The following is a 24,267-nucleotide window of genomic DNA, read 5'->3' as shown; positions in this document are numbered from 1 at the left end:
GCAATAATCCATTCAATAAAATCTAAAATAATAACACCTTCCATAACACCTCCTTGTAGGTGTTTATTTTTTTAGCAAAATAACTTCATACTCTTGTGGCATATCAACTGGTTCACCGTGTTTTTTAACAAGTTCCCAATCGCGATATTCCCCACATTCAAGAATTTCAGGACTAAAAGCCAGTAACATTTTTAAATGGCTTACTTCTTTCATAAGTTCCTTAATTTCATCTTCGGAATCCATATTTTCACCTCCTAGAATCCAAAAATATGTTTCTTAATGTTTTCCCACGTTTTGTATTTAGTAAATAAGTACGTGATCAGACCAGTCAATACTCCAGTAAAAACCGGTAACCATACGATCATTGGTATTCTTATCATCTTCATCGCTTCCTTGGATTTAAATTCATGATTTCAAACCAATGTTTATCGCAAAACTCGGTAAATCGTTTTGGATTGATTTGGTATCCCTGCCCTTGATAGGGGTATAAGACTGATCCACCGTTCTCAGCATCGAGCTCGTGTTTCCACTTCTGATTACGGAAGATGGCTTTTACACGATCTTCTTTAATTCCGGTTCGTTTTGCTGCAGTCTTTGTATCCCAGTTGATTTCGGTTAACTCCGTCTGCTTTTTATTGATTTGCTGTTTAATCAATGTGGTTAATAATTCATCTGGAACATTCAATGTCATTTCTTGCATGGCTTAACCCTCCTTAATTTCGAGAATCTTCTTAATCTCTGCTCTAATCAATTTGTCTTTAGGTGTCATTCCACCCTTAATGGCACTGTTCATTTACTGTGGATTAAGATTCAATGATGTGGCTAATTCTCTTTGAGACATATTTCTGTCTAAAAGCTCTTTTTTAATTTAATTCGATAAATTAGTAAAATAATTTACCACTTGTTGTTCTGAGATGTGGGTACTCCTTTCTGTTGTTATAATTAAGCTATGTGATTTTTTCACCTCATTGTTATATCAAATGGGTAATCCCTAACTAGAAACACCCGGCCGTCTATATATATGAATACTTTTTTTGAAGGCTTACATCCCGCTCGTTGTAGGTCTTCTTTTACGTTGTCCTTCTTCCATAAAACCAAAGACAAGTCGTTAGTATGACCGACGCTCAGCGGTATCCATTGGTTGAAAAAATTTTTATAAAAGTAAATGAAATCGTATTTTTTCACTGATAGTTCACCTCCTCCATTCATTAATTTGTTCATCAAACGTCTATAAGATTTCTAACTGCTGATCTGCAAGAAATTTATTTACGAAGTATTGTTGTCCTTTACCTGTAATTTTTGGAGTTTTAGTAACGACAGTTACCCCATCACCGTTAACGTGGCTCGATTCCTTGATTTTGAACAATCCCATTTCCATTGATTTTTGAGTTGGTGAGTTGTAATCTGCACCCTTGCGCTTAATCAGATAACCGTTGTCTCTCATCCACTGAAATAAACGTCTTGCACCAGTATCAACGCCATTTCCTTTGATGATTTTGGCAAGATCACCAACTAAGATGGTGGTATGTGATGTTGCTACCGAATCTGCAAATATCGCTTTGGGTTTCATTAGTTCAAGCTGTTCTTGTTGATCTGCTGCCAAACGCAATGCTTCAGCCATTGTCGATGGAATTTTGAAACCACCTGTTTTGATTTGGTCTTCCATCTTGTTAAAAGCTTCAATATATTGCATTTTGAATTTAAGAGCTTTCTTGCCTGTGAATCCCATTGCTAGTAATGTGAACCCATCACGGTTCATGTAAATTACGCGGTATGGTTGTCTGTTTTGAGGATGAATGTATGTATCTTCGTAAAATAGGTCTGCCCAATTTTCGGCCACCCCCTCTTTTAAGTTGTCGATCGCCTCTAATACATGCTTGTGGCTTTTATCAAATGTTTCCGCAACTTGTAAACTGCTAGTTACTGCTTGTTGATCTTTCATAATTACTAAGTTGTTCATTATTTATTTTTCCTCCTTTTTTTATAGATTTAAAATTCGTGCTACTTGTTCACGCAATTCTCGTGACTTAGGTGTCATATCGCCTTTTATAGCTCTATTTAGTTGCTGTGGATTAGCATGAATTAGTTCGGCTAATTCTTTTTGAGTCATATCTCGATTCAATAATTCAACTTTGATTGATCGTTCAATGTCATGTGCTACCTTTGCGAATTGTTCTTCTGGCATAAAAAAACATCTCCTTTCTGTTGTTATACTTTAGTTATCCCAAAATATTAGAGGTGAAATAATATGGATAAGATATTAACTGAGAAACAGTCTCAGATTTTTATATATGGTCTTTCATGGATTCAGAAAAATTCCAAATCCGATATAGAATTCGATCAGAGAAAAATTGTCTTTTGTTCAGAAGGCTTTGAGAATCGAGAAAACTCAAAAGCAGTGAATGAAACTAAAGGAAAACTTTTTGTTGCAGATTGGATTAAAAATATTAACAGCAGTAACTTTCCAGAACTGAATAGGTCCTTTAAGGAAAGTTTTGATCCGTTTGGTTTTAATGATGTTTCCGCGAATTATCCAGTTGTCTTTGAGAAGTTAAACAATTTGGTAAAAACATTAGACGCCCCTTCAATCGATCCTTTTGTGACAAATATTGAATTCCTTGATATGCCTAAAACCGTTTTCAAGTTTTATGATTATCTCGGCACTATGCGTCCGGTTGGAATTATTTAGTTTTAAAAATAGGATTCAGATGTTGTAGTCTTTCTAAATCTTTTTGAAGTTCAGCAGAATCTTGCTGAGCTTTTTTTATTAGATCCATAAATTCATTTCCATTTTGCAAAGCAATTTCCATTGATGCTCTTCCATATATGGAACTTTCTAAAGTAAATTCTTCATCATTCATATCCGCTCACCTCCTTCGCTTATTAATTTGTTCATTCTATTCATCTTCTTTTTTGGAAAAATCATTTTTGATTTGTCTAAACTTCTTATCCCATAACCATCCAATCATGAGCAAGGATATCTTCGGCTGTTGGGTTCCATCTCTTACCTAGCTGTTTCATATTGTCTTTAGGCACGATAATAAAACAGGCAGAAGTATTAGTGGGAACCATTATCATTTGCGGTCCAGGCATCCACTTTTTTCGTGAGATGCCTTTTTGCTTGTCTTTGGCTTCAATAATTGCCTCTTGTATTTTCATATCTTTTGCCTCCTCTTTGTTATTTGTTCATCAAGTTGTTGACAATCATTACACATTTGTGTACTATAAAAGCATAGCAAATAAACCTTTATCAACGTTTGTTGATTCCTGCTCACCAAAGCTTATCAACATTCACATGTGTTTTTGTTGCTCAATTACTTGATGAATTAATAATAACACATAAGTGTAATTTGTAAACACATTTGTGTAATTTTATTGTATTGTTAACTCATCAAACGTGGAGAGAATACTACTATGACAACGTTTGAGAGAATTAAAAAAATTTCTAAAGAAAGAGGACTAACTTTAAAACAAGTTGCTGAAAAATCTGGAATGAGTACTAATGCCATATACAGATATAACCAAGGCGTTAATCCAAAATATGATTCGTTAAGGGCAATTGCAAATACATTGGGAGTTACTGTCGAATATTTAACTGGCGAAACTTCTGATGCAGACAAAAAGAAGCAAGTAGACATTGCCGATAATGATGTGATTATGACTTTTGAAGGACGTCCAATACCACCTGAAGATATTGAATTAATGAAACGATTATTGCGTGGAGGGGAAAAGAATGATTAATGACATAATGGCTTCTTTAATGAATAAAGCCATGGGCTTTGGCTATAGTGTCATAGTCGATAATAGATTTTCTAGCCGTACACCATCTGCTGTTAATCCGTATACAAAAACAATCGTAGTTAACGGAAGTTGGCACGACCCAGAACAATTGCCACTTCAGCTAGCCCATGAAATGGGACATCTTATAAATAAAGATGATTCCAACTGTTTGTACTTCTCACCTTCTAAATACGGAATTGAAGGACGAGCAAATGTACAGGCAATCAAATTATTGTTGCCCTATTACACTGATGAACGTCCATTAGAAGATTTCAACAGTGTTGATTTTATGAAGGCTTTCAAAATACCACAATATTTAGAAAATGTAATTAATGAAGAATTTTATTTAAACTACTGATAGTTATAGGAGGACTAACATGAACACTACACGTTCTGAAAGACGCAAAAATAATCATGGACACAAAAAAAATATATAGTTGGCAGTTCATTGCTTGGTGTAATAATCATAGTGATTTATATGAGCATAGGACCGTGGATTCCGTATGGTCACGCCCTATTGAGCATTAAAGAATATAAAGGGATCAAACAAGAGGAAAAACTCATAAAGAAAATAGTCTACGGATACGAATTTGCTCTAACTGATAAATATGATGATGAAAAAGATTTTGTTGATCAGGATGATGTTGGTATACCCAAGAAAACTATATCTGCAACAAAAATTCTTACAAAAAGAATGATTGACCAAAACGGACTATATTTAGGTGAACAATTAATGGGTCAAGTATATCGTGATTTTCTTGGAAAAGATGATATTGACTATAAAGCTGAAACGAATGATATTAAAAAAGATGTACCTGACCAGTTGTCTAGTTTAAATAAGTCAGCAATGATCGATCTTTCGAAACGAGGAGTACTAAGAAGTAGTAAACGGCAAAGGAATATCAATATTGCAAAACGCTTTGCCAAACAAACTGGGACTATCCAAAAATAATGTAAGTCTATTACTAGGTTTATTTATTTTTAAAATGATTATTAGTTCTCTGTCCAAACACTGATGACTTTAAAAGCTGAAATGTTATAGGGGTAAAAAAAATGGATGACAATAATTATAATCCGTACAATCAGCCATCTAATGCAAATTCCAGAGTTGGAAGGCGTAGACAACAACAATATTCACAATCGCAACAAAATTATGATCAACCTAATTACAATCAACAGAACTTTAATCAAGATTTTTTCCCTCAACAATATGGACAACCAACTTATCATCAAGGAGAAATTAAGCATGGACGTAATTCCTTCTTTGATGGTGGATTAATTCATTTAGTTGTTTTAAGGATATTGGGGTTTTTCATTACTATTTTTTCAGGCGGGATACTATATCCTTGGACTTTATGTTGGATTTATGGATGGAAAATCAATCATACGGTTATAGAAGGACATCGAATGCATTTTTATGGCACTCCGATGGGATTATTTGGAAATTGGATAAAATGGCTTCTTTTTATGTTTGTGACCATTGGTATTTATTTTTTTTGGGTTCAAATAAAACTTGAAGATTGGAAAGTAAAAAATACAAAGTTTAGAAATTAATAGTCTAATTTTCAACATCCACAATAAATCTAGGTCTCACCGTAGGCTTATTATTCTAATTAATACCAAAAAGAAACAAATTTAAGGTAGATAAAAAGCCATGCCAAGGCATGGATAAAAATTATTACTGGAGGAAACTATGGAAGCAGCTGATTATTCAAAGCTAATTATACTTGATAAAGACTCTAACAACAATTTACTTGCAATTCCTGCTGAGGGTCTTCAAAAAAATTTTAAATTGAGAGGAAAATTCACCTCAAAAGAAAAATTTGATAGTACCGTTTGTCGTACGGGACATATTAACAAAAACAAATTAACATTGATTCTTAATTCAAAATCACATGTTCCAATGATGAGATTTGATATAATTGGAACTAACCATAATGATATCCCTACACCCCATTTACACATCTTTAATTGTGGGGAGTCTATCATTGATCAAACAGTTTTACCTAAAAACCAGCTGCCTGAACAACTTAAGAACTGTTTAAATGATTTAACCAACGTTGTTGAAAATTTCACCTCATTTTTAAAATTCATTAACGTTGACTTAAATGGAGTTCAAATAATCACAGATTTTGTATAATGTATTTGATATAGAAAGGAGAAATTAATAATGGACACTTGCAAATGGATAGATAATTATCTTAAATGGATGAAAAAAAAATATTCAGTTACTTCATTTGATGATGGAGATGAAATAATGACTCCTTTTACAAATATAATTGGTGACCGAATAGCAATTTATGTTTCTCCATTAGATCAAGGGAAAATAAGATTATCTGATGATGGTAATACTCTTAATGATTTGATTCTTTTAGGCATAGATGTTAATAGCGATGTCAGATCGAGAATCATAAATAGTATAATTCAATCATTCAATGTAACTCTTTCAAATAGCAAATTATTAAGAATTGACGGAAAAAAAGAAGACTTTCCTGTCATGAAACAATCGTTAATTCAAACCATTCTCAGAATTAACGATTTAGTAATGACCCGAAAGAATAATGTTACGAATCTTTTTCTTGAGGATGTTATAAACTACTTTGACGATAATGAGTTTAAGGGACTTCCTGGACACGATTTTATTGGAGGTAGTGGCAATCCTTATAAAATTTCTTATTCCATAGGTGGATCAAAGAGTCGTCCATCACAACTAATTCAAATACTCAATAATCCTGATTTTCAACGCATATCCTCTGAGATTGTCACGTATGAAGATATCAAAAGTAATGATGACAATATAAATTACTCTGTGATTTTTAACGATGCTGATCATAGTATTCAAGATAAAGCCCAGAATATTGCTAATTTACGTGGTTTAGATATTATTCCATGGAGCGATAAAAATTCCATTTTGAAATTACGTAATTAAGCCTTAAAAGGCTTATTTATTTTTACCAAAATTAGGAGGTGTTACCATGGCACAAATAACTGGCAAAACTGGTAACTATGGATATAGAGTGTATTATCGTGATTCGAATGGTAAACGTCATTCGATAAATAAGAAAGGATTTAAACGTAAATCAGATGCAGTTGCTGCTGCAGCTGAAATAGAAAATAAAAAATATAACTATGGTATCTCTGATTTAGAAACTGCAACCTTTGGAGATTACTTTGAACAATGGTCTAACACTTATAAGATCGGACGTTTCTCCACATCAACAGACGAAAAATATAAATACGCCACTAAGCTCATTAAAGAGAAGTTTGGAAATACTCCTCTCAAAAAAGTAACTAAGATACAATATCAACAATTTTTGGATAACTATGGATCAACACACACTAAAGATTCAACATCACGGATCAATGGTTACATACGTGCTTCCCTGCAAGATGCTCTGGACGAAAAAATTATTACTCGTGATTTTACTAGAAATGCTGTGCTATCTGGTGGAGCAAATAAAGACCCCGATTTAAAGTTTTTGGAAACAGAGGAAGCTTCACAGCTCAAAAAACTAGCGTATGAGCGCGCTTCTGTGTACGACATCTCATCAGCCATTATCGTGTTTGCAATCTCAACTGGTGCGAGATTTGCCGAAATTATAGGCATGACATACGACTGCATAGACTTTGAGAACAGAACTATCACGATCAATAAAACTTATGATTATAAAACTCGTTCTGGATTTGGTCCAACGAAAAATAAGCAATCCATGAGAACGATACCCGTGGATGCTGAACTAATTAAATTCTTAAAAAAACTACAATTACAACAGCGTTCCCTATTTCTCAAGCAAGGATTTAAAAATAAACATAATTTTGTATTTATCAATAATAGGTACAATATTCCAAGTGACAATGCTGCGAATAAGGTACTGATAAATTATGAAAGAAAATTAAAGACTAAAAATAAAATAACCATGCATGGCTTGTCATACACATGCATCAATTTTGATTGCTAAAGGCATATCTTTGGATTATGTATCTGAACGTTTAGGACATTCAAGCACGGCTATCACGATCAAAACATATGTACATTTGTTGCAGGATACTCGTAAGGAAAATGAAGATAGAACTGTACTATTAATGAATGATTTATAGTGTGCCAGAGTGTGCACATGATGTGCCAACTTGTAAAAATGTGCCAATAATGTGCCATTTTTTAATCGTATTTTCAGAAAGATAACAGCATCAAAAAAAGCCTGTAAACATTGATTTAACAACATTTACAGGCTTTACTGTTTTGGCTTTACAGTCGGTTTGATTAAAGTTTCTATACCGGTGATCGGGGTCGAACCGATACTCCTTATACAGGAACGGGATTTTGAATCCCGCGCGTCTGCCAATTCCGCCACACCGGCATGATATAAACATTGAGTACTTAGGCATAAGCCAAAGGCGGTAACCGGATTTGAACCGGTGATGAAGGTTTTGCAGACCTCTGCCTTACCACTTGGCTATACCGCCATATTCAATTATGAATCAATTGGGTTAGCTGGATTCGAACCAGCGCATGATGGAGTCAAAGTCCATTGCCTTACCGCTTGGCTATAACCCAATAACAAGGGCGGTATGTGGGAGTCGAACCCACGTGTGCCGGTGCCACAAACCGGTGTGTTAACCACTTCACCAATACCGCCATAATAAAAATGTAAATCCTGGTAAACAGGGATAGTAGGAGTTGAACCCACACTGATGGTTTTGGAGACCATAGTTCTACCATTAAACTATATCCCTATTTATGGAGGGGAGTGGATTCGAACCACCGAACCCGAAGGAGCGGATTTACAGTCCGCCGCGTTTAGCCAGACTTCGCTACCCCTCCAAAAATGGCGCGGGACGGAATCGAACCGCCGACACATGGAGCTTCAATCCATTGCTCTACCAACTGAGCTACCGAGCCATTAACGGTCCCTGCGGGAATCGAACCCGCGATCTCCTGCGTGACAGGCAGGCGTCCTAACCGACTAGACCAAGGAACCAAACTTTTAAAACTACAAAACAAATTGCGGGAGCAGGATTTGAACCTACGACCTTCGGGTTATGAGCCCGACGAGCTACCAGACTGCTCCATCCCGCGATAATAAAAAATGAATTTGTAAGGAGGATGTGGGATTCGAACCCACGCGCCGCTTTCGCGACCTGACGGTTTTCAAGACCGTTCCCTTAAGCCGGACTTGGGTAATCCTCCATGCTTAAATCGTAACATAATATAAAGTTGATACAAAATGTATCAATGACCCCTACGGGATTTGAACCCATGTTACCGCCGTGAAAGGGCGGTGTCTTAACCACTTGACCAAGGGGTCATATAAAAACGGAGAAGGAGGGATTTGAACCCTCGCGCCGCTTACGCGACCTACACCCTTAGCAGGGGCGCCTCTTCAGCCACTTGAGTACTTCTCCAAATTTAGTGGGCCTAAATGGACTCGAACCATCGACCTCACGCTTATCAGGCGTGCGCTCTAAACCAGCTGAGCTATAGGCCCATAACAAGTGGCAAAAGCGGGTGACGAGAATCGGACTCGCGACTACAGCTTGGAAGGCTGTCGTTTTACCACTAAACTACACCCGCATGTAATTCATGGCGCGGGACGGAATCGAACCGCCGACACATGGAGCTTCAATCCATTGCTCTACCAACTGAGCTACCGAGCCAATTACTACGGTCCCTGCGGGAATCGAACCCGCGATCTCCTGCGTGACAGGCAGGCGTCCTAACCGACTAGACCAAGGAACCATATCAATAATAATTGCGGGAGCAGGATTTGAACCTACGACCTTCGGGTTATGAGCCCGACGAGCTACCAGACTGCTCCATCCCGCGATAATAATAATATGATGATTAATGTAATTCTATTCCTACATGGACCTTGATGGACCTTGTAGGATTCGAACCTACGACCGAACGGTTATGAGCCGTTTGCTCTAACCAGCTGAGCTAAAGGTCCGGAATAAATAGCGGCGAAGGGGATCGAACCCCCGACCTCCCGGGTATGAACCGGACGCTCTAGCCAGCTGAGCTACACCGCCAAAAAACTTTAAAACAAAACAATCTATTGCGATTGCTATCGGGAAGACAGGATTCGAACCTGCGACCCCCTGGTCCCAAACCAGGTGCTCTACCAAGCTGAGCCACTTCCCGAGATAAAACAATGCACCCAGTAGGAGTCGAACCTACAACCTTCTGATTCGTAGTCAGACACTCTATCCAATTGCGCTATGGGTGCATATTCACTATAGTGCCGAGGACCGGAATCGAACCGGTACGGTAATCACTTACCGCAGGATTTTAAGTCCTGTGCGTCTGCCAGTTCCGCCACCCCGGCATAATCTATAGTGAAAGCGGAAGACGGGATTCGAACCCGCGACCCCCACCATGGCAAGGTGATGTTCTACCACTGAACTACTTCCGCAAAATGCCGACTAGAAGATTCGAACTTCCGACCCCCTGTTTACAAGACAGATGCTCTGCCAACTGAGCTAAGTCGGCATAATTAACTATAATTATGCAATATTTATATGTGAACATTCGCAACACGTCATTGCAATACGGGTGAAAGGACTTGAACCTTCATGTCCATTGGACACTAGAACCTAAATCTAGCGCGTCTGCCAATTCCGCCACACCCGCATGGTGTGTATTTGTTGCAAATGAGTCGTGACAGGTTCGAACTGTCGACCCTCTGATTAAAAGTCAGATGCTCTACCGACTGAGCTAACGACTCAATATGGATGGAGGATACAGGGATCGAACCTGTGACCTCCTGCTTGTAAGGCAGATGCTCTCCCAGCTGAGCTAATCCTCCATATTTACCAAGCGTGGCAACTACCTATCCTCGCGGGTAGTTTCCCACCAACTACTTTCGGCGTGAAGAAGCTTAACTTCTGTGTTCGGCATGGGAACAGGTGTATCCTTCTTGCTATCGCCACCACACTTTGGTGTTCCCTCGTACCTTCAAAACTAGATATTAATTATAATGATTAAACAAACTCTTACTTACTGCTGACTGCGGTTAAGTCCTCGATCTATTAGTACTGCTCAGCTCCAAGTATCACTACTCTTCCACCCGCAGCCTATCTACGTCATATTCTTTAACGGATCTTACTTCCTTAACGGAATGGGAAATCTCATCTCGAGGGGGGCTTCACACTTAGATGCTTTCAGCGTTTATCCCGTCCATACGTAGCTACCCAGCGATGCTCTTGGCAGAACAACTGGTACACCAGAGGTATGTCCATCCCGGTCCTCTCGTACTAAGGACAGCTCCTCTCAAATTTCCTACGCCCGCGACGGATAGGGACCGAACTGTCTCACGACGTTCTGAACCCAGCTCGCGTACCGCTTTAATGGGCGAACAGCCCAACCCTTGGGACCGACTACAGCCCCAGGATGCGATGAGCCGACATCGAGGTGCCAAACCTCCCCGTCGATGTGAACTCTTGGGGGAGATAAGCCTGTTATCCCCAGGGTAGCTTTTATCCGTTGAGCGATGGCCCTTCCATTCGGTACCACCGGATCACTAACTCCGACTTTCGTCCCTGCTCGACTTGTCAGTCTCGCAGTCAAGCTCGCTTATACGTTTACACTCTGCGAATGATTTCCAACCATTCTGAGCGAACCTTTGAGCGCCTCCGTTACTTTTTAGGAGGCGACCGCCCCAGTCAAACTGCCCACCAGACACTGTCCCTCACCACGATTATTGGTGTAGGTTAGAGCCTTCATATAACAAGGGTAGTATCCCACCAACGCCTCCTTCGAAACTAGCGTTCCGAATTCAATGGCTCCTACCTATCCTGTACATGTCACACAAAAACTCAATATCAAGCTACAGTAAAGCTCCATGGGGTCTTTCCGTCCTGTCGCGGGTAACCCGCATCTTCACGGGTATTATAATTTCACCGAGTCTCTCGTTGAGACAGTGCCCAAATCATTACGCCTTTCGTGCGGGTCGGAACTTACCCGACAAGGAATTTCGCTACCTTAGGACCGTTATAGTTACGGCCGCCGTTTACTGGGGCTTCAATTCTCAGCTTCGCATAAGCTAACTGATCCTCTTAACCTTCCAGCACCGGGCAGGCGTCAGCCCATATACGTCATCTTACGATTTAGCATAGACCTGTGTTTTTGATAAACAGTTGTTTGGGCCTATTCACTGCGGCTGGCTGTTACACCAGCACCCCTTCTCCCGAAGTTACGGGGTCATTTTGCCGAGTTCCTTAACGAGAGTTCACTCGCTGACCTTAGGATTCTCTCCTCGACTACCTGTGTCGGTTTGCGGTACGGGTAGTTTATATCTAACTAGAAACTTTTCTCGGCAGTGTGAGTTATTGTGCTTCGCTACTTAAATTTCGCTCCTCATCACAGATTGTCCTTATAGGTAAAAGCATTTGACTCTTTCCAAGACTTTCTGCTTGAACATACTTTTCCAGCCGTATGCACACATCATCCTCCTGCGTCCTTCCATCGTTCAAACAATATAAACTAGTACAGGAATCTCAACCTGTTTTCCATCGATTACACCTCTCGGTCTCATCTTAGGTCCCGACTAACCCTGGGAGGACGAGCCTTCCCCAGGAAACCTTAGTCTTTCGGCCGATCAGATTCTCACTGATCTTTCGCTACTCATACCGGCATTCTCACTTCTAAGAACTCCACTGCTCCTCACGGTACAGCTTCAATGCTCTTACAACGCTCTCCTACCATGTATCTTACGATACATCCACAGTTTCGGTATCATGCTTAGCCCCGGTACATTTTCGGCGCAGAATCACTCGACTAGTGAGCTATTACGCACTCTTTGAATGAATGGCTGCTTCTAAGCCAACATCCTAGTTGTCTGTGCATTTCCACATCCTTTTCCACTTAGCATGAATTTTGGGACCTTAACTGGTGATCTGGGCTGTTTCCCTTTCGACGATGGATCTTATCACTCACCGTCTGACTCCCGGGTATAGATCTATGGCATTCGGAGTTTATCTGAATTCAGTAACCCAAGACGGGCCCCTAGTCCAAACAGTGCTCTACCTCCACGATCCTTTTCCCCGAGGCTAACCCTAAAGCTATTTCGGAGAGAACCAGCTATCTCCAAGTTCGTTTGGAATTTCACCGCTACCCACACCTCATCCCAGCATTTTTCAACATACATGGGTTCGGTCCTCCAATGCGTTTTACCGCATCTTCAACCTGGACATGGGTAGGTCACTTGGTTTCGGGTCTACATCAACATACTTAGTCGCCCTATTCAGACTCGCTTTCGCTCCGGCTCCGACTCTTCATCTTAACCTTGCATGTTAACGTAACTCGCCGGTTCATTCTACAAAAGGCACGCCATCACCCCTTAACGGGCTTTGACTACTTGTAGGCACACGGTTTCAGGATCTATTTCACTCCCCTTCCGGGGTTCTTTTCACCTTTCCCTCACGGTACTGGTTCACTATCGGTCACTAGGGAGTATTTAGCCTTGGGAGATGGTCCTCCCAGATTCCGACGGGGTTTCTCGTGTCCCGCCGTACTCAGGATACTGATTGGAGTGGTTCGGATTTCATTTACGAGGCTTTCACTCTCTTTGGCTCAGCTTTCCAACTGATTCTACTATCCTTGCCTTTTGTTCTCACTACATCAGTCCTACAACCCCAAAGAGCAAGCTCTCTGGTTTGGGCTGTTCCCGTTTCGCTCGCCGCTACTCAGGGAATCGATTTTTCTTTCTCTTCCTGCAACTACTTAGATGTTTCAGTTCATTGCGTCTTCCTCTTACAAGCTATGTATTCACTTGCAAGTAATCATCCATTACGATGATTGGGTTCCCCCATTCGGAAATCCCCGGATCATAGCTTACTTACAGCTCCCCGAGGCGTATCGTCGTTAGTTACGTCCTTCTTCGGCTCCTAGTGCCTAGGCATCCACCGTGCGCCCTTTATAACTTAACCTTAAATTACAAAGGTAATTCTTTTTTGACAGATTTTACTCTGTCCGCAGTTTTCGGTGTTTCTCTAATTCATTATTTCTTAATATCCAGTTTTCAAGGTACGAGGTGGTGGAAACTTCTGTCAGAAATTTCCACCGATGGAGGTTAACGGGATCGAACCGATGACCTCCTGCTTGCAAAGCAGGTGCTCTCCCAGCTGAGCTAAACCCCCATGGTGCTTTATATTATGTTTTCATTCTTTATGGGCCTAAATGGACTTGAACCATCGACCTCACGCTTATCAGGCGTGCGCTCTAAACCAGCTGAGCTATAGGCCCAATAAGCCTTGTCGAGAGTAGACCTCTCAAAACTAAACAAAGTTTTAACTTGTGTATTCCGTGGTACCTAAGTACCTATCCTTAGAAAGGAGGTGATCCAGCCGCAGGTTCTCCTACGGCTACCTTGTTACGACTTCACCCTAATCATTTGTCCCACCTTAGACGGCTAGCTCCTAAAAGGTTACCCCACCGGCTTTGGGTGTTACAAACTCTCATGGTGTGACGGGCGGTGTGTACAAGGCCCGGGAACGTATTCACCGCGGCATGCTGATCCGCGATTACTAGCGATTCCAGCTTCATGTAGGCGAGTTGCAGCCTACAATCCGAACTGAGATCGGTTTTAAGTGATTTGCTTGCCCTCGCGAGTTCGCAACACGTTGTACCGACCATTGTAGCACGTGTGTAGCCCAGGTCATAAGGGGCATGATGATTTGACGTCGTCCCCACCTTCCTCCGGTTTGTCACCGGCAGTCTCACCAGAGTGCCCAACTTAATGCTGGCAACTGATAATAAGGGTTGCGCTCGTTGCGGGACTTAACCCAACATCTCACGACACGAGCTGACGACAACCATGCACCACCTGTATCCATGTCCCCGAAGGGAAAGACTAATCTCTTAGCTTTTCATGGTATGTCAAGACCTGGTAAGGTTCTTCGCGTTGCTTCGAATTAAACCACATGCTCCACCGCTTGTGCGGGCCCCCGTCAATTCCTTTGAGTTTCAACCTTGCGGTCGTACTCCCCAGGCGGAGTGCTTAATGCGTTAGCTGCAGCACTGAAGGGCGGAAACCCTCCAACACTTAGCACTCATCGTTTACGGCGTGGACTACCAGGGTATCTAATCCTGTTTGCTACCCACGCTTTCGAGCCTCAGCGTCAGTTACAGACCAGAGAGCCGCCTTCGCCACTGGTGTTCTTCCATATATCTACGCATTCCACCGCTACACATGGAGTTCCACTCTCCTCTTCTGCACTCAAGTTTACCGGTTTCCGATGCACTTCCTCGGTTGAGCCGAGGGCTTTCACATCAGACCTAATAAACCGCCTGCACTCGCTTTACGCCCAATAAATCCGGATAACGCTTGCCACCTACGTATTACCGCGGCTGCTGGCACGTAGTTAGCCGTGGCTTTCTGGTTGAATACCGTCAATACATGATCAGTTACTATCACGCATGTTCTTCTTCAACAACAGAGTTTTACGATCCGAAAACCTTCTTCACTCACGCGGCGTTGCTCCATCAGACTTTCGTCCATTGTGGAAGATTCCCTACTGCTGCCTCCCGTAGGAGTTTGGGCCGTGTCTCAGTCCCAATGTGGCCGATTACCCTCTCAGGTCGGCTACGTATCATCGTCTTGGTGAGCCGTTACCTCACCAACTAACTAATACGCCGCGGGTCCATCCTAAAGCGATAGCAGAACCATCTTTCAAACACTCTCCATGTGGAATGTGTTGTTATGCGGTATTAGCACCTGTTTCCAGATGTTATCCCCCACTTTAGGGCAGGTTACCCACGTGTTACTCACCCATCCGCCGCTCACTCAAATGTATCATCACTCAGGTGCAAGCACCTTCATTCAGTTACCAGAGTTCGCTCGACTTGCATGTATTAGGCACGCCGCCAGCGTTCATCCTGAGCCAGGATCAAACTCTCATATTTTGATTGTTTGTGACTCATTTATTATTACTAACGAACTGACTTCGTTATTTATTGCTTTGTTTACCTTAATCTCTTAAGGCCTACACAATTTGCGTTAAAACTTTGTTCAGTTTTCAAAGGTCTACTTCTTATCTTGCTCAGTTAAGAGTTTAATAAGCGACTTATTTATTTTATCATGTCGTTGACTATCTTGTCAACAACTTTTTAAAATAAATTTCCTAGCAACTTGATGAATAATTCATCTCGTTGTCGTTGCATCTCATCGAGCAACTTAATTATCTTATCGAATTGCTAACTCAATGTCAACAACTTTTTAAAATAATTTTCATCTCGTAAAGCTTGCTTTCGCTTGCTAGGCTTGACGTTGTTGCTCTCTCGTGACAACAAATAATATCTTACCAATAGACATTAACCGTTGCAAGTCTTTTTTACAAAAAAATGCAATTTTTGTTATTTACCGTTTATGATCTTCATTGCATCCCTTACCCACTTGGATTTATTATCCTTAATTGTTGCGTAACCTATCTCATCTTTGTAGTTAGTCCAGAAGTGTTTATGCAAGATTGGTCTACCAAGTTTTCTGCTTTGCAAGGCTCTCATTGAAAGACTTACATTGCCGTCATACTCGTCTATATCCAATACTATTACTTCTACTTGATCTCCTACCTTATACTCATTTTCAATGCCGGATACAAAACCGTTCTTCAATTCTGAAATATGAACTAAGCCTTGAGAACCATTTTCAAGATTAACGAAAACGCCATAAGGTTGAATACCTGATATCTTACCTGAAAGCTTATCTCCTATTTTCATTTTCTATCTCCTTTATCTTTTACATTAAGTTGTGTAACAATATTCCTATACTAAATTAGAAAATGGTGAAACATAATATGAATGACAAAACATACGACATTGCAATCATTGGTGGCGGACCTGCAGGAATGTTTGCAGCTTACTACGCATCATTAAGAAAACTAAACGTTGCTCTAATAGAAAGTTTACCTAACTTAGGTGGCCAACCTCAAACTCTTTATGCTCAAAAAGAGATCTACGACGTGGCTGGTTTACCAAAAGTATCCGGAACTGAACTAGTTGATCAATTAACTAATCAATTGAGCTTTATTTCAGTAGATGAATATCTAGGAACATCTGTAACTGATATTGAACATACAGACGATGTTTGGAAAATTTCCACTAATAAGGAAGAAATAGTCACAAAAGCAATTATCATTGCCATCGGAAACGGTGCTTTCAAGCCTCGTAAGCTAACTTTTGATTACGATCCTGCTATTGAAGATAATAACCTATCTTACTTTGTAAATGATCTAAATGATTTTAAAAACAAAGATGTGGCCGTTGCTGGTGGTGGAGATTCCGCAGTCGATTGGGCAATCCATTTGAATGAAATTGCTAATAACACTTCGATCATTCATCGTCGTAACAAGTATCGTGCTATGGAATCAAGTGTCGATACTCTAAATGCATCATCTGTTGAACAACTCAACCCCTATATTATTAAAGACGTCACCTTCAATGACCTTGATGATAGTAAGATAGATGTTTTACTTAAAAAAATCAAATCCGATGATGAAAAAACCATTACTATCGATAAGCTGCTGGTCAACTACGGCTTTATATCTGATTCAAAGATTTTAAGAGACTGGAATCTCGAACTTGAAGGTCCCTTCATTAAAGTCACGCAACAAATGGAAACAAATCTGCCAAACGTTTTTGCAATTGGAGATATCGCAACTTATCCTGGAAAACTTCAATTAATTGCAACTGCCTTTGCTGAAGGACCTATGGCCGTCACTCGGGCATTGCGAAACCTGTATCCAGACAAAGACTATTTTGAACACAGCACATCAATGTTCAAATAATTATTTTAAAAAAAGGGTTAGATTTAAAGTTATTTTAAGGTAACCTGTTATAATTAAGTTTAATTTGAATATTGGAGTTGATGAATTGAGTTACGTAATGAGTCTAGTCGACTTTATTCTTCATATTGATCATCATATGGTCAATATCGTGAATAACTTCGGCATTTGGACATACTTGATTTTGTTCTTGATCATCTTCATCGAAACTGGTGTGGTAATTTTACCATTCTTACCAGGTGATTCCCTAATTTTCGCAGCCATGGCATTAGCCGCTAACCCAAAATATGGACTAATCCCGTGGATATTGTTCATAGTCTTTCTGGCCGCTGCGGTCTTGGGCGATTCTATGAACTACGAAATTGGTGAGCATTTCGGTGAATTTGCAACGAGGAACAAATATTTAAGCAAACTAATAAATAAAGAGCATCTTGATGAGGCACATGCTTTCTTCAAAAAGCATGGTGGTAAGACGATTGCTATCGGAAGATTCATTCCGTTGATCAGAACCTTTGTACCTTTTGTTGCTGGTTCCGGAACAATGCACTATGGTAGATTCTTGAAATTTAATCTACTTGGTGGTTTCCTCTGGGTGCTCTTATGTTCTCTAGCAGGATTCCTATTTGGAAACATCCCTGCAGTTCAAGAACATTTTTCAATCATTATAATTGGAATTGTAGTTATCTCAGTAATTCCAATTTTCATTACTGCAATTAGAAATCGTAAAAAGCCTGTTGAATAAAAAAGATTGCATTGGATCAAATGATCCGATGCAATCTTATTTTTTTGAGAAAAATTTATACAGATTAAGCCCTTCGAACAGTATGAAGAATAGCACAAAGCATTGAACGAAGAACTCATCCGGTAATACATTAATGATCGGATCCAAGGCTGGGTCAAATAGCCAGTCGTTATTTCTGAACAGTATCTTATGAAAGACAATGAAGAAATCATCAAAGTCAATTGCCATCAAAACAACCAAAATGATCCCGACAATTGCGATGTAAAGAAAAGTCCGATTAAAGTAAGCTCTCTTCTTACGTCTAAACCAGACATAAACTCCAGATAAGATAAAAACACTAAAGTTGAGCATGAACAACTTTTTACAATCAGCAAAATGTACTCTGCCGTTATATGATGAACGGAAATCATCTAAATGGAATTGCCCACTAAATGGATTAAGCAGGTAATTCATCATCTGATTGTAATTATGCATTAATTTCTGACCACTCATATTAGCTTCTTGGTCTAAAAAATAATGTGGAATATCAAATCTAAAAATCGCATAGCTGGCAAAAATCGTGACGGTTATTGAAAAAGTAAAAATGAATAAGGCCAAAATAATCGTATAGACAGCATCCCTTTGACTATTTGACATCCCAATCTGCCAAACTTTCTACTTCATGGGTTGGTTTAAGCGTCTCTTTTGCAATATCTTCGTGAGTACTTACGCCTGTATAAACCATCAGAGTTTCAACTCCTGCATTCAATCCGCATTTAATATCAGTATTGTAGTTGTCACCAACCATGACGGCTTGTGCTGGATCAAATCCCTTTGCTTGAGCAGCAAAGTCAATGATCTGTGCTTCTGGCTTACCGATATACTTGGCCTTATGCTGAACCGCTGTCTCGACTAATGAAATAACTGAGCCTGCACCGGGAACAAGTCCTCTTTCATTAGGTAAATTAGTATCGGCATTAGTTCCAATAAATTTAGCGCCACGTTTAATTGCCAGTGTGGCAACCTCAAATTTGTGATAGGTCACATCGTAATCAAGTCCAACGATAACCACATCAGGTGTGACTTCATTGAGCTTGATTCCGGTGTTGAAAATTGCAGACTTTAATCCATACTCTCCGATAACATATGCTGAATGGTCCTCGATCTCATTGCCAAACATATTTTTGATGTATCCGGCTGTTGCTAAAGACGGTGTGATCACTTGTTCAGCAGTTGCAGTAATTTGATGATTATTGACCAAATTGTCAGCGACTTGTTGTGGAGTCTTGGTAGTATTGTTTGTTAAAAAATAGTAATCGACGTTGGCTTCATTTAATCGTTTTACAAAATCAGCTGCTTCAGGGATCTTATCCTTGCCTCGATACATTGTTCCATCTAAATCTATTAAATATGTTTGGTATTTATCCATTATTATCTCACTTATCTATTTTTCTAATTTTGAAAGTCTTTGATCCTGACTTCGTGTTGGTCTTCCTAGGCTTTGCTGAATTATTGCGATGTTTCTTAGGAGCCGCATTGGTATTCTCACTACGACGTCTGCGGATACGTGGATGCTTATTGTTGGTTGACTTTTTAGATTCATGCTCCGGTTTATTCGATGCTGTCGCGTGTTTATTTTGCGTTTGATGAGTCCGATGACTCGAATTTTGCTTCTTATTATGCATGTTATGACCATTTTTTCCATGGACGTTGTGGTTATTCTTACCATTGGCATGCGCAGCATTCTTCGGTTTTTGGCGATGATGCTTTGGTTTAGTGAGTGGCAATTTGTCAACTCGTTCCAAAATAAAATAAGCACAACCAAAATTACAATATTCGAGCAAATAGTCTTCCAAATGCGAGATCTTATTATCTAAGTTGCTCTCGATTCGCTTATCTATATAAAAGCCCTTAAAGCGTAACTGATCATATCCCCAATCACCGACGATATAGTCATACTTGTCTAAAACATTGTTGTAGCGTTCTTCAATTTTTTCTTTGTCAAAACCATTATCATGGTTTTCTATCAAGCGGTATTGGGTGTCATTGATGACCACTAAGTCATCTTCGAGTAAAAACACATCCGCCTGCTTGTTTATCTTTGGTTCTTTTGTTTCTGATTTGTCCAAATGATCACCTCAGTGGATATTTATCTTTTAAGTAGTCTGAAAATACATTTCGTATGAATTTCGGATACATTATTTTGTTATCGCCAACGATTTCAATTGTTGGGAAAAATGGGACAAACAAGTAATGATCCAATAATGCTAGTTTATACTGTTTATCCATTTCTAATTCCTGACCGTTGATGTAGACATTTCTTTTATTATCAACTTTGATTCCGCGATAAACCAGTTCGCCAAATATTTTACCACGAAAGCCCATCCCTTTTTGCAAATGGCGACGTAAAAAGGCACGATTCTTCTCCATTTCCATCACTAGTCGCCAAACATTATCACCAGTCAACGTAGTCTGCATGACATGAATTGCATGTGGCAAGGCCTCATGAAGGTCCTTTTCAGTAACAATGCCCTCGTTCAAGTCTTGTAGAAATAACCCTGAACTCAACACAGCGGCATCAGCATCTGCATATTGTTGAACAGCCTTTAAGGCCTCATTGATGAATGGATGTTCTGAATCAATGTCAGTACTCAAAGTATATGGTATTTGACCAACTTTTTCATCGTCAAGTATTTGATTTCCTTCGTCTTGTCGAGCATCGATCCAAACTTGGTCCTTTTTCTTAGCCTTTAATTCGGCAGTAGCGGTAGTATAGGCCTGTTTATCAACTATCTGACCCTTATCTAATTTGAGATCGATAGTTCGCCCCATTTCCCGGCTGCAGCCAAAAGCACGCCATTATCCATCTCGCCTTTTGGAAAAAGATGATGCGTGTGTGCACCGATGATCAAATCAATCTGCGGATATTCCTTCGCCAACAATCGATCCATCGATACTCCCAAATGCGACAACAAAATAATCACATCGCATTTGAGTTTTTTCATCTCATCAAGTGCTTTGGGGACTTCCGTCTGCATCAAGTGGATATCCCAGCCCATCAGCGGATAGGTCAAAATGTAAGGTGCAGTAAAACCTAAAACACCAATTTTTGTTCCTTTTTTAGTTGTAATGATTTTATAAGGCTTGGCAAAACTGGCTAATTCACCATTTTTTTCGTATAAATTACCCAGTATGACTGGAAAATTAGCTTGGTCGTACAAATGCTCGAGTTGCTTGTGGCTATTCCCAAGTCCTTCATTATTCCCAATCGTAGCAGCATCGTACTTTTGCTTGTTCATCCACTCGATGTTGGCCTGACCATCGGTAGCTTCTGTTAAAGGATGGGCCCGATCCATTGCATCGCCAATATCAAAAAGCAGAAATTCATCTGCCTTTGAATTCTTACGTGACTTTTTAATAAAACGTGAAATCTTTGGAAAATTTTCAAAATGAGAATGTAAATCGTTAGTGTGTACAATTTTAATAGTTTCCACAAGCTGCCTACTTTCTCTGTTGATTTGCGAGATCAACTTTCTTTTTTTCATACATTTCGATAATCTCTTCGCCCCGCAATGGTGAACCCCATGGCAAATCTTCACTTAAATATTCCCGTTCTGGTGCATCCACACCAACATTGATATTTTCTGCAACGGGAACGCTATAATGATGAATATGCCCATGTAAATTCAAGATCTGCTGAACTTTTCCAAGAAGCATTGGATAATGCGTGCAGTAAAATTGCATATGGTCAAATTTCAATAATGCACCAACATCTTCGAATCTGAATCTAGGAACGCCATCAGACATTGTTTCATTATGTTTTGCCAAATACTTGAACAAAGAACGATAATCGTGATTGCCTTTAATCAAAATCATGTGTCCTTTGAGTTGATTAAGCATCGCATAAGTCTCTTCGTCTGTCGGCGTGGCTTGAGGGCGCATGGAAATGTCCCCAAGATGATAAACTGTATCATCATCGTCAACTCTGGCATTCCACGCATCGATCATTGCTTGATTCATCGCATCCCCATCTTTAAAATGACGAGGAGCAAAATCATTTGGCTCTAGCAGTTGATAATGATAGAAATGAGTATCTGATATGAAATAATTCATGATAATTAGTCCTCCTTGGAAATAATTTTGTTGGCCTTTAAAATTTCCTCGAACGCATCTTTAATAGGTCCTTCAGGCTTTTGATATTCGACCCATTCTTTTAACTCCATTGGTGGAACAGTATAATTCTTGTTAACATAGTCTTCGTATATTCCAACGGCATGTGAATGAGGGATGTTCAATTTTAAGATCCTAACTTCCTTGATCATACCTAACTCGGCAGCTTTTTCAGCTCGACCATTCATCAAGACGTTGGCAATTTCGTAGTACTTAGTACCATCGTTTCTAGTGATTTGTTCAATTAAATTTAAGGATTGTTCATTATCCATTCTCTTAACACCCCGATAAGTTATATTATTTATTCTATAGTTATTATTAATTTTAGGAGTTACATATGCACTCAAAAAAAATTATTTCGGTAAATATTGCCGTTGCGTTCATTATATTCTTTTTCAGCAGCGGATTTGCAGTCATTGGTCATCGCGGCGACCCCGTTAAAGCTCCAGAAGAAACCTTTCAAAGTTTCGATACCGCCTTTAATGAAGGTGCCGACTACGTCGAACTTGACTTACATGTCTCAAAAGACAATGTCTTAGTAGTATCTCATGATCGTAACCTGGAGCGTATCACTGGGGTTCCAGCAATCGTTTCGCAGCAAAACTTCTCATACTTAAGTACATTACACCAAAAAAATGGTGAACCTGTACATAGTTTAGACGAACTTTTTGCACACTACAAAGATAATCCCAATGCGAAGTTTTTGATTGAAACTAAGAAAACCAAAAAAGGCAGCCCTAAGAACATGGAGGATCTGTTGAAAGTCAGCATCGATAAATACCAGATGCAAGATCGAGTAATGTTTCATTCGTTTTCAGCTGAAAGTTTAAAAAAAGAATCTGAATTGATGCCAGAAATACCAAGGATTTTTATAGCAGGTACGATCAAGCGGGTCAATTTCGATGTTCTTTCGTATGTGACTGGAGTGAACCTATCATCCAATATCGTTACTCCAGAGATCATCAACGACATGCATTACATGCACAAATCAGTCTATGTTTGGGATGAAATGAATGAAATACCTAGCAAATGGAATACTTTAGTCAACATGCCAATCGATGGCGTGGTAACTAACTTCCCCGCTACTGGTAATGAATATCGTAAATTAAAGGACGAGTCAAAGGAAACATCTTTTGATCAAAACACTTATTACTTTGGACTAAAGGAATTGCCGATCTACGAGAATCCTTATAAATTGATCAAGACTAAAAAAGTCGTACATCCCTTAGACGGCTATCACGTATCCAACATCATTCGTTTCAAGGGTAAAAAGTATGTCCAGTTGAGCGAAAATCAATTTGCTCTCGCTGACGGTTTTAATTCCGATGCTGAATTATCACAATTGCGTCCTTACTTCGGAGCTAAAGCAATCTACCGTGCTGAGCAGCCAAATAACTTCCTATATAAAGACCCACAAGATTCAAATAGTTTGGCTGGGCGCATGCCGATCAACAAACCACAGACCATTGAGACGATTCAAAAAATCGGCTCAGAAACTTGGCTGCAATTATCTGATGGATGGGTCAATTCTAAAAACGTTTTGATCCAGCTCAACTCTGATAAGGTTTACGGTAACAACAGTAAACATAGCTACTTTGAACTACCAAGCAATCAGAGAATCAAGAACGTTGATTTATTACAGGGATTCACGTATTTAAAATCAAACAATGATCAAAAAGTCACTAATGTAGACTTATTAAAACAATTCAACCATTTGCCTTTTGTTACTAGTAAACCCGACAATTATTCAATGAACAAAATATGAAATAATTAGCTTAAAGTTTCAGGCTTTGGTAAAATAATTGCAATTCACCTGG

General features: G+C 39.7%; 26 protein-coding genes, 29 tRNA genes and 3 rRNA genes. 12 read left to right on the top strand and 46 right to left on the bottom strand.

The window, feature by feature from the left end:
* Positions 1-63 precede the first annotated feature (63 nt).
* The 4 genes from LKF16_RS12740 to LKF16_RS12725 form a co-directional block, all read right to left on the bottom strand.
* The gene (locus LKF16_RS12740; RefSeq protein WP_291711876.1) at positions 64-243 is read right to left on the bottom strand and encodes a hypothetical protein; all 180 of its coding nucleotides are present in this window, start codon (positions 241-243) and stop codon (positions 64-66) included.
* Positions 244-382: 139 nt separating this feature from the next.
* Positions 383-700, bottom strand: a complete 318-nt coding sequence (locus LKF16_RS12735; protein WP_048703788.1) for a DUF771 domain-containing protein — start codon at positions 698-700, stop codon at positions 383-385.
* 528 nt (positions 701-1,228) lie between these two features.
* Entirely contained in the window at positions 1,229-1,960 is a 732-nt protein-coding gene (locus tag LKF16_RS12730) for a phage antirepressor KilAC domain-containing protein (protein WP_291711882.1), read from the bottom strand.
* A 21-nt stretch (positions 1,961-1,981) separates the two neighbouring features.
* Positions 1,982-2,185 (bottom strand): helix-turn-helix domain-containing protein, encoded by a 204-nt coding sequence (locus LKF16_RS12725; RefSeq protein WP_291711885.1) that lies wholly within the window; start codon positions 2,183-2,185, stop codon positions 1,982-1,984.
* A 63-nt stretch (positions 2,186-2,248) separates the two neighbouring features.
* Here LKF16_RS12725 and LKF16_RS12720 point away from each other — a divergent pair, with 63 nt between their 5' ends.
* Complete coding sequence (locus tag LKF16_RS12720) at positions 2,249-2,689, top strand: hypothetical protein (RefSeq protein ID WP_291711887.1); 441 nt, start codon at positions 2,249-2,251, stop codon at positions 2,687-2,689.
* Here the strand turns inward: LKF16_RS12720 and LKF16_RS12715 are convergent.
* Positions 2,682-2,861 carry a hypothetical protein gene (locus LKF16_RS12715; RefSeq protein WP_048702599.1) on the bottom strand — a complete coding sequence of 60 codons (180 nt, stop codon included), beginning with the start codon at positions 2,859-2,861 and terminating at the stop codon, positions 2,682-2,684. The two genes, LKF16_RS12720 and LKF16_RS12715, sit on opposite strands and share 8 nt — an antisense overlap.
* 85 nt (positions 2,862-2,946) lie before the next feature.
* Positions 2,947-3,159, bottom strand: coding sequence for a Thoeris anti-defense Tad2 family protein (locus tag LKF16_RS12710; protein ID WP_291711891.1), 213 nt, complete (start codon positions 3,157-3,159; stop codon positions 2,947-2,949).
* A gap of 255 nt (positions 3,160-3,414) precedes the next feature.
* Between LKF16_RS12710 and LKF16_RS12705 the strand changes: the two genes are divergently transcribed.
* The 8 genes from LKF16_RS12705 to LKF16_RS12670 all read left to right on the top strand — a co-directional run bounded on the left by LKF16_RS12705 (position 3,415) and on the right by LKF16_RS12670 (position 7,878).
* Positions 3,415-3,741 (top strand): helix-turn-helix domain-containing protein, encoded by a 327-nt coding sequence (locus LKF16_RS12705; protein WP_291711894.1) that lies wholly within the window; start codon positions 3,415-3,417, stop codon positions 3,739-3,741.
* The gene (locus LKF16_RS12700; protein WP_291711896.1) at positions 3,734-4,138 is read left to right on the top strand and encodes an ImmA/IrrE family metallo-endopeptidase; all 405 of its coding nucleotides are present in this window, start codon (positions 3,734-3,736) and stop codon (positions 4,136-4,138) included. Before LKF16_RS12705 ends, LKF16_RS12700 begins: the two co-directional genes overlap by 8 nt.
* A 159-nt stretch (positions 4,139-4,297) precedes the next feature.
* Positions 4,298-4,732 carry a hypothetical protein gene (locus LKF16_RS12695; RefSeq protein WP_291711900.1) on the top strand — a complete coding sequence of 145 codons (435 nt, stop codon included), beginning with the start codon at positions 4,298-4,300 and terminating at the stop codon, positions 4,730-4,732.
* 287 nt (positions 4,733-5,019) lie between these two features.
* Complete coding sequence (locus LKF16_RS12690; protein ID WP_291712471.1) at positions 5,020-5,334, top strand: hypothetical protein; 315 nt, start codon at positions 5,020-5,022, stop codon at positions 5,332-5,334.
* Positions 5,335-5,473: 139 nt separating this feature from the next.
* Complete coding sequence (locus tag LKF16_RS12685) at positions 5,474-5,920, top strand: DUF6978 family protein (RefSeq protein WP_291711903.1); 447 nt, start codon at positions 5,474-5,476, stop codon at positions 5,918-5,920.
* A 30-nt stretch (positions 5,921-5,950) separates the two neighbouring features.
* On the top strand, positions 5,951-6,709 hold the full coding sequence (locus LKF16_RS12680) for a DUF1828 domain-containing protein (RefSeq protein WP_291711906.1): 759 nt from the start codon (positions 5,951-5,953) through the stop codon (positions 6,707-6,709).
* Positions 6,710-6,755: 46 nt separating this feature from the next.
* Entirely contained in the window at positions 6,756-7,739 is a 984-nt protein-coding gene (locus tag LKF16_RS12675) for a tyrosine-type recombinase/integrase (protein ID WP_291711909.1), read from the top strand.
* Between the two features lie 10 nt (positions 7,740-7,749).
* The gene (locus LKF16_RS12670; RefSeq protein ID WP_291711912.1) at positions 7,750-7,878 is read left to right on the top strand and encodes a hypothetical protein; all 129 of its coding nucleotides are present in this window, start codon (positions 7,750-7,752) and stop codon (positions 7,876-7,878) included.
* A 175-nt stretch (positions 7,879-8,053) separates the two neighbouring features.
* On the opposite strand, the gene LKF16_RS12665 is transcribed toward LKF16_RS12670, so the two are convergent.
* From LKF16_RS12665 to LKF16_RS12505, 33 genes are all read right to left on the bottom strand, one after another.
* Positions 8,054-8,138: transfer RNA gene (locus tag LKF16_RS12665), tRNA-Leu, on the bottom strand.
* Positions 8,139-8,173: 35 nt separating this feature from the next.
* A tRNA-Cys gene (locus LKF16_RS12660) sits at positions 8,174-8,244 on the bottom strand.
* A 19-nt stretch (positions 8,245-8,263) separates the two neighbouring features.
* Positions 8,264-8,335: transfer RNA gene (locus LKF16_RS12655), tRNA-Gln, on the bottom strand.
* 8 nt (positions 8,336-8,343) lie between these two features.
* Positions 8,344-8,416: transfer RNA gene (locus LKF16_RS12650), tRNA-His, on the bottom strand.
* Positions 8,417-8,443: 27 nt separating this feature from the next.
* A tRNA-Trp gene (locus tag LKF16_RS12645) sits at positions 8,444-8,514 on the bottom strand.
* A gap of 5 nt (positions 8,515-8,519) precedes the next feature.
* A tRNA-Tyr gene (locus tag LKF16_RS12640) sits at positions 8,520-8,602 on the bottom strand.
* A gap of 5 nt (positions 8,603-8,607) precedes the next feature.
* Positions 8,608-8,680: transfer RNA gene (locus LKF16_RS12635), tRNA-Phe, on the bottom strand.
* A 5-nt stretch (positions 8,681-8,685) separates the two neighbouring features.
* A tRNA-Asp gene (locus tag LKF16_RS12630) sits at positions 8,686-8,759 on the bottom strand.
* 24 nt (positions 8,760-8,783) lie between these two features.
* Positions 8,784-8,857: transfer RNA gene (locus tag LKF16_RS12625), tRNA-Met, on the bottom strand.
* Positions 8,858-8,878: 21 nt separating this feature from the next.
* A tRNA-Ser gene (locus LKF16_RS12620) sits at positions 8,879-8,968 on the bottom strand.
* Between the two features lie 46 nt (positions 8,969-9,014).
* Positions 9,015-9,086: transfer RNA gene (locus tag LKF16_RS12615), tRNA-Glu, on the bottom strand.
* A 9-nt stretch (positions 9,087-9,095) separates the two neighbouring features.
* A tRNA-Ser gene (locus LKF16_RS12610) sits at positions 9,096-9,183 on the bottom strand.
* Between the two features lie 8 nt (positions 9,184-9,191).
* Positions 9,192-9,266: transfer RNA gene (locus LKF16_RS12605), tRNA-Ile, on the bottom strand.
* 15 nt (positions 9,267-9,281) lie between these two features.
* Positions 9,282-9,352, bottom strand: a tRNA-Gly gene (locus LKF16_RS12600).
* Between the two features lie 10 nt (positions 9,353-9,362).
* Positions 9,363-9,435 (bottom strand) — tRNA-Phe (locus LKF16_RS12595).
* Between the two features lie 8 nt (positions 9,436-9,443).
* Positions 9,444-9,517: transfer RNA gene (locus LKF16_RS12590), tRNA-Asp, on the bottom strand.
* 13 nt (positions 9,518-9,530) lie between these two features.
* Positions 9,531-9,604 (bottom strand) — tRNA-Met (locus tag LKF16_RS12585).
* Between the two features lie 50 nt (positions 9,605-9,654).
* Positions 9,655-9,728 (bottom strand) — tRNA-Ile (locus LKF16_RS12580).
* A gap of 8 nt (positions 9,729-9,736) precedes the next feature.
* Positions 9,737-9,810 (bottom strand) — tRNA-Met (locus LKF16_RS12575).
* A 38-nt stretch (positions 9,811-9,848) separates the two neighbouring features.
* Positions 9,849-9,922: transfer RNA gene (locus tag LKF16_RS12570), tRNA-Pro, on the bottom strand.
* Between the two features lie 11 nt (positions 9,923-9,933).
* Positions 9,934-10,007, bottom strand: a tRNA-Arg gene (locus tag LKF16_RS12565).
* Positions 10,008-10,020: 13 nt separating this feature from the next.
* A tRNA-Leu gene (locus tag LKF16_RS12560) sits at positions 10,021-10,106 on the bottom strand.
* Between the two features lie 15 nt (positions 10,107-10,121).
* A tRNA-Gly gene (locus LKF16_RS12555) sits at positions 10,122-10,193 on the bottom strand.
* 4 nt (positions 10,194-10,197) lie between these two features.
* Positions 10,198-10,270: transfer RNA gene (locus LKF16_RS12550), tRNA-Thr, on the bottom strand.
* Between the two features lie 58 nt (positions 10,271-10,328).
* Positions 10,329-10,411, bottom strand: a tRNA-Leu gene (locus LKF16_RS12545).
* Between the two features lie 21 nt (positions 10,412-10,432).
* Positions 10,433-10,505: transfer RNA gene (locus LKF16_RS12540), tRNA-Lys, on the bottom strand.
* Positions 10,506-10,513: 8 nt separating this feature from the next.
* A tRNA-Val gene (locus tag LKF16_RS12535) sits at positions 10,514-10,586 on the bottom strand.
* 11 nt (positions 10,587-10,597) lie between these two features.
* Positions 10,598-10,714 (bottom strand): 5S ribosomal RNA (gene rrf, locus LKF16_RS12530).
* A 75-nt stretch (positions 10,715-10,789) separates the two neighbouring features.
* Positions 10,790-13,707, bottom strand: a 23S ribosomal RNA gene (locus tag LKF16_RS12525).
* A 137-nt stretch (positions 13,708-13,844) separates the two neighbouring features.
* Positions 13,845-13,917 (bottom strand) — tRNA-Ala (locus LKF16_RS12520).
* Between the two features lie 31 nt (positions 13,918-13,948).
* A tRNA-Ile gene (locus LKF16_RS12515) sits at positions 13,949-14,023 on the bottom strand.
* 85 nt (positions 14,024-14,108) lie between these two features.
* Positions 14,109-15,682, bottom strand: a 16S ribosomal RNA gene (locus LKF16_RS12510).
* The 16S, 23S and 5S rRNA genes sit together here with 29 tRNA genes alongside, the layout of an rRNA operon.
* 450 nt (positions 15,683-16,132) lie before the next feature.
* Complete coding sequence (locus LKF16_RS12505) at positions 16,133-16,495, bottom strand: CvfD/Ygs/GSP13 family RNA-binding post-transcriptional regulator (protein ID WP_291472295.1); 363 nt, start codon at positions 16,493-16,495, stop codon at positions 16,133-16,135.
* A gap of 77 nt (positions 16,496-16,572) precedes the next feature.
* On the opposite strand from LKF16_RS12505, the gene LKF16_RS12500 reads away from it, so the two are divergent.
* Together LKF16_RS12500 and LKF16_RS12495 are read left to right on the top strand one after the other, a co-directional pair.
* Entirely contained in the window at positions 16,573-17,562 is a 990-nt protein-coding gene (locus LKF16_RS12500) for an NAD(P)/FAD-dependent oxidoreductase (protein WP_291472297.1), read from the top strand.
* Between the two features lie 97 nt (positions 17,563-17,659).
* The gene (locus LKF16_RS12495; RefSeq protein WP_291472385.1) at positions 17,660-18,301 is read left to right on the top strand and encodes a DedA family protein; all 642 of its coding nucleotides are present in this window, start codon (positions 17,660-17,662) and stop codon (positions 18,299-18,301) included.
* Between the two features lie 36 nt (positions 18,302-18,337).
* Here the strand turns inward: LKF16_RS12495 and LKF16_RS12490 are convergent, their stop codons facing one another.
* Genes LKF16_RS12490 through LKF16_RS12460 form a run of 7 tightly spaced genes read right to left on the bottom strand, consistent with a single transcriptional unit; the run spans position 18,338 to position 22,722 of the window.
* Positions 18,338-18,937, bottom strand: coding sequence for a TIGR01906 family membrane protein (locus LKF16_RS12490; RefSeq protein ID WP_291472299.1), 600 nt, complete (start codon positions 18,935-18,937; stop codon positions 18,338-18,340).
* Positions 18,927-19,709 carry a TIGR01457 family HAD-type hydrolase gene (locus LKF16_RS12485; protein WP_291472301.1) on the bottom strand — a complete coding sequence of 261 codons (783 nt, stop codon included), beginning with the start codon at positions 19,707-19,709 and terminating at the stop codon, positions 18,927-18,929. The genes LKF16_RS12490 and LKF16_RS12485 overlap by 11 nt, the downstream gene beginning before the upstream one ends.
* Positions 19,710-19,716: 7 nt before the next feature.
* Positions 19,717-20,409 carry a YutD family protein gene (locus LKF16_RS12480; RefSeq protein WP_291472303.1) on the bottom strand — a complete coding sequence of 231 codons (693 nt, stop codon included), beginning with the start codon at positions 20,407-20,409 and terminating at the stop codon, positions 19,717-19,719.
* Between the two features lie 4 nt (positions 20,410-20,413).
* The gene (locus LKF16_RS12475) at positions 20,414-21,112 is read right to left on the bottom strand and encodes a 5'-nucleotidase C-terminal domain-containing protein (protein ID WP_291472304.1); all 699 of its coding nucleotides are present in this window, start codon (positions 21,110-21,112) and stop codon (positions 20,414-20,416) included.
* Positions 21,085-21,774, bottom strand: coding sequence for a metallophosphatase (locus tag LKF16_RS12470; protein WP_291472305.1), 690 nt, complete (start codon positions 21,772-21,774; stop codon positions 21,085-21,087). The genes LKF16_RS12475 and LKF16_RS12470 overlap by 28 nt, the downstream gene beginning before the upstream one ends.
* A gap of 7 nt (positions 21,775-21,781) precedes the next feature.
* On the bottom strand, positions 21,782-22,393 hold the full coding sequence (locus LKF16_RS12465) for a metallophosphoesterase (RefSeq protein ID WP_291472306.1): 612 nt from the start codon (positions 22,391-22,393) through the stop codon (positions 21,782-21,784).
* A gap of 5 nt (positions 22,394-22,398) precedes the next feature.
* The gene (locus LKF16_RS12460) at positions 22,399-22,722 is read right to left on the bottom strand and encodes a hypothetical protein (protein WP_291472307.1); all 324 of its coding nucleotides are present in this window, start codon (positions 22,720-22,722) and stop codon (positions 22,399-22,401) included.
* A 65-nt stretch (positions 22,723-22,787) separates the two neighbouring features.
* Between LKF16_RS12460 and LKF16_RS12455 the strand changes: the two genes are divergently transcribed.
* Positions 22,788-24,215, top strand: a complete 1,428-nt coding sequence (locus LKF16_RS12455; protein WP_291472309.1) for a glycerophosphodiester phosphodiesterase — start codon at positions 22,788-22,790, stop codon at positions 24,213-24,215.
* Positions 24,216-24,267: the final 52 nt, after the last annotated feature.

The sequence above is a fragment of the Companilactobacillus sp. genome, from assembly GCF_022484265.1.
In the GTDB taxonomy this organism is placed as follows: Bacteria; Bacillota; Bacilli; order Lactobacillales; family Lactobacillaceae; genus Companilactobacillus.
The sequence above is the reverse complement of the archived record's forward strand: the minus strand, read 5'-3'. Positions and strand labels throughout refer to the sequence as shown.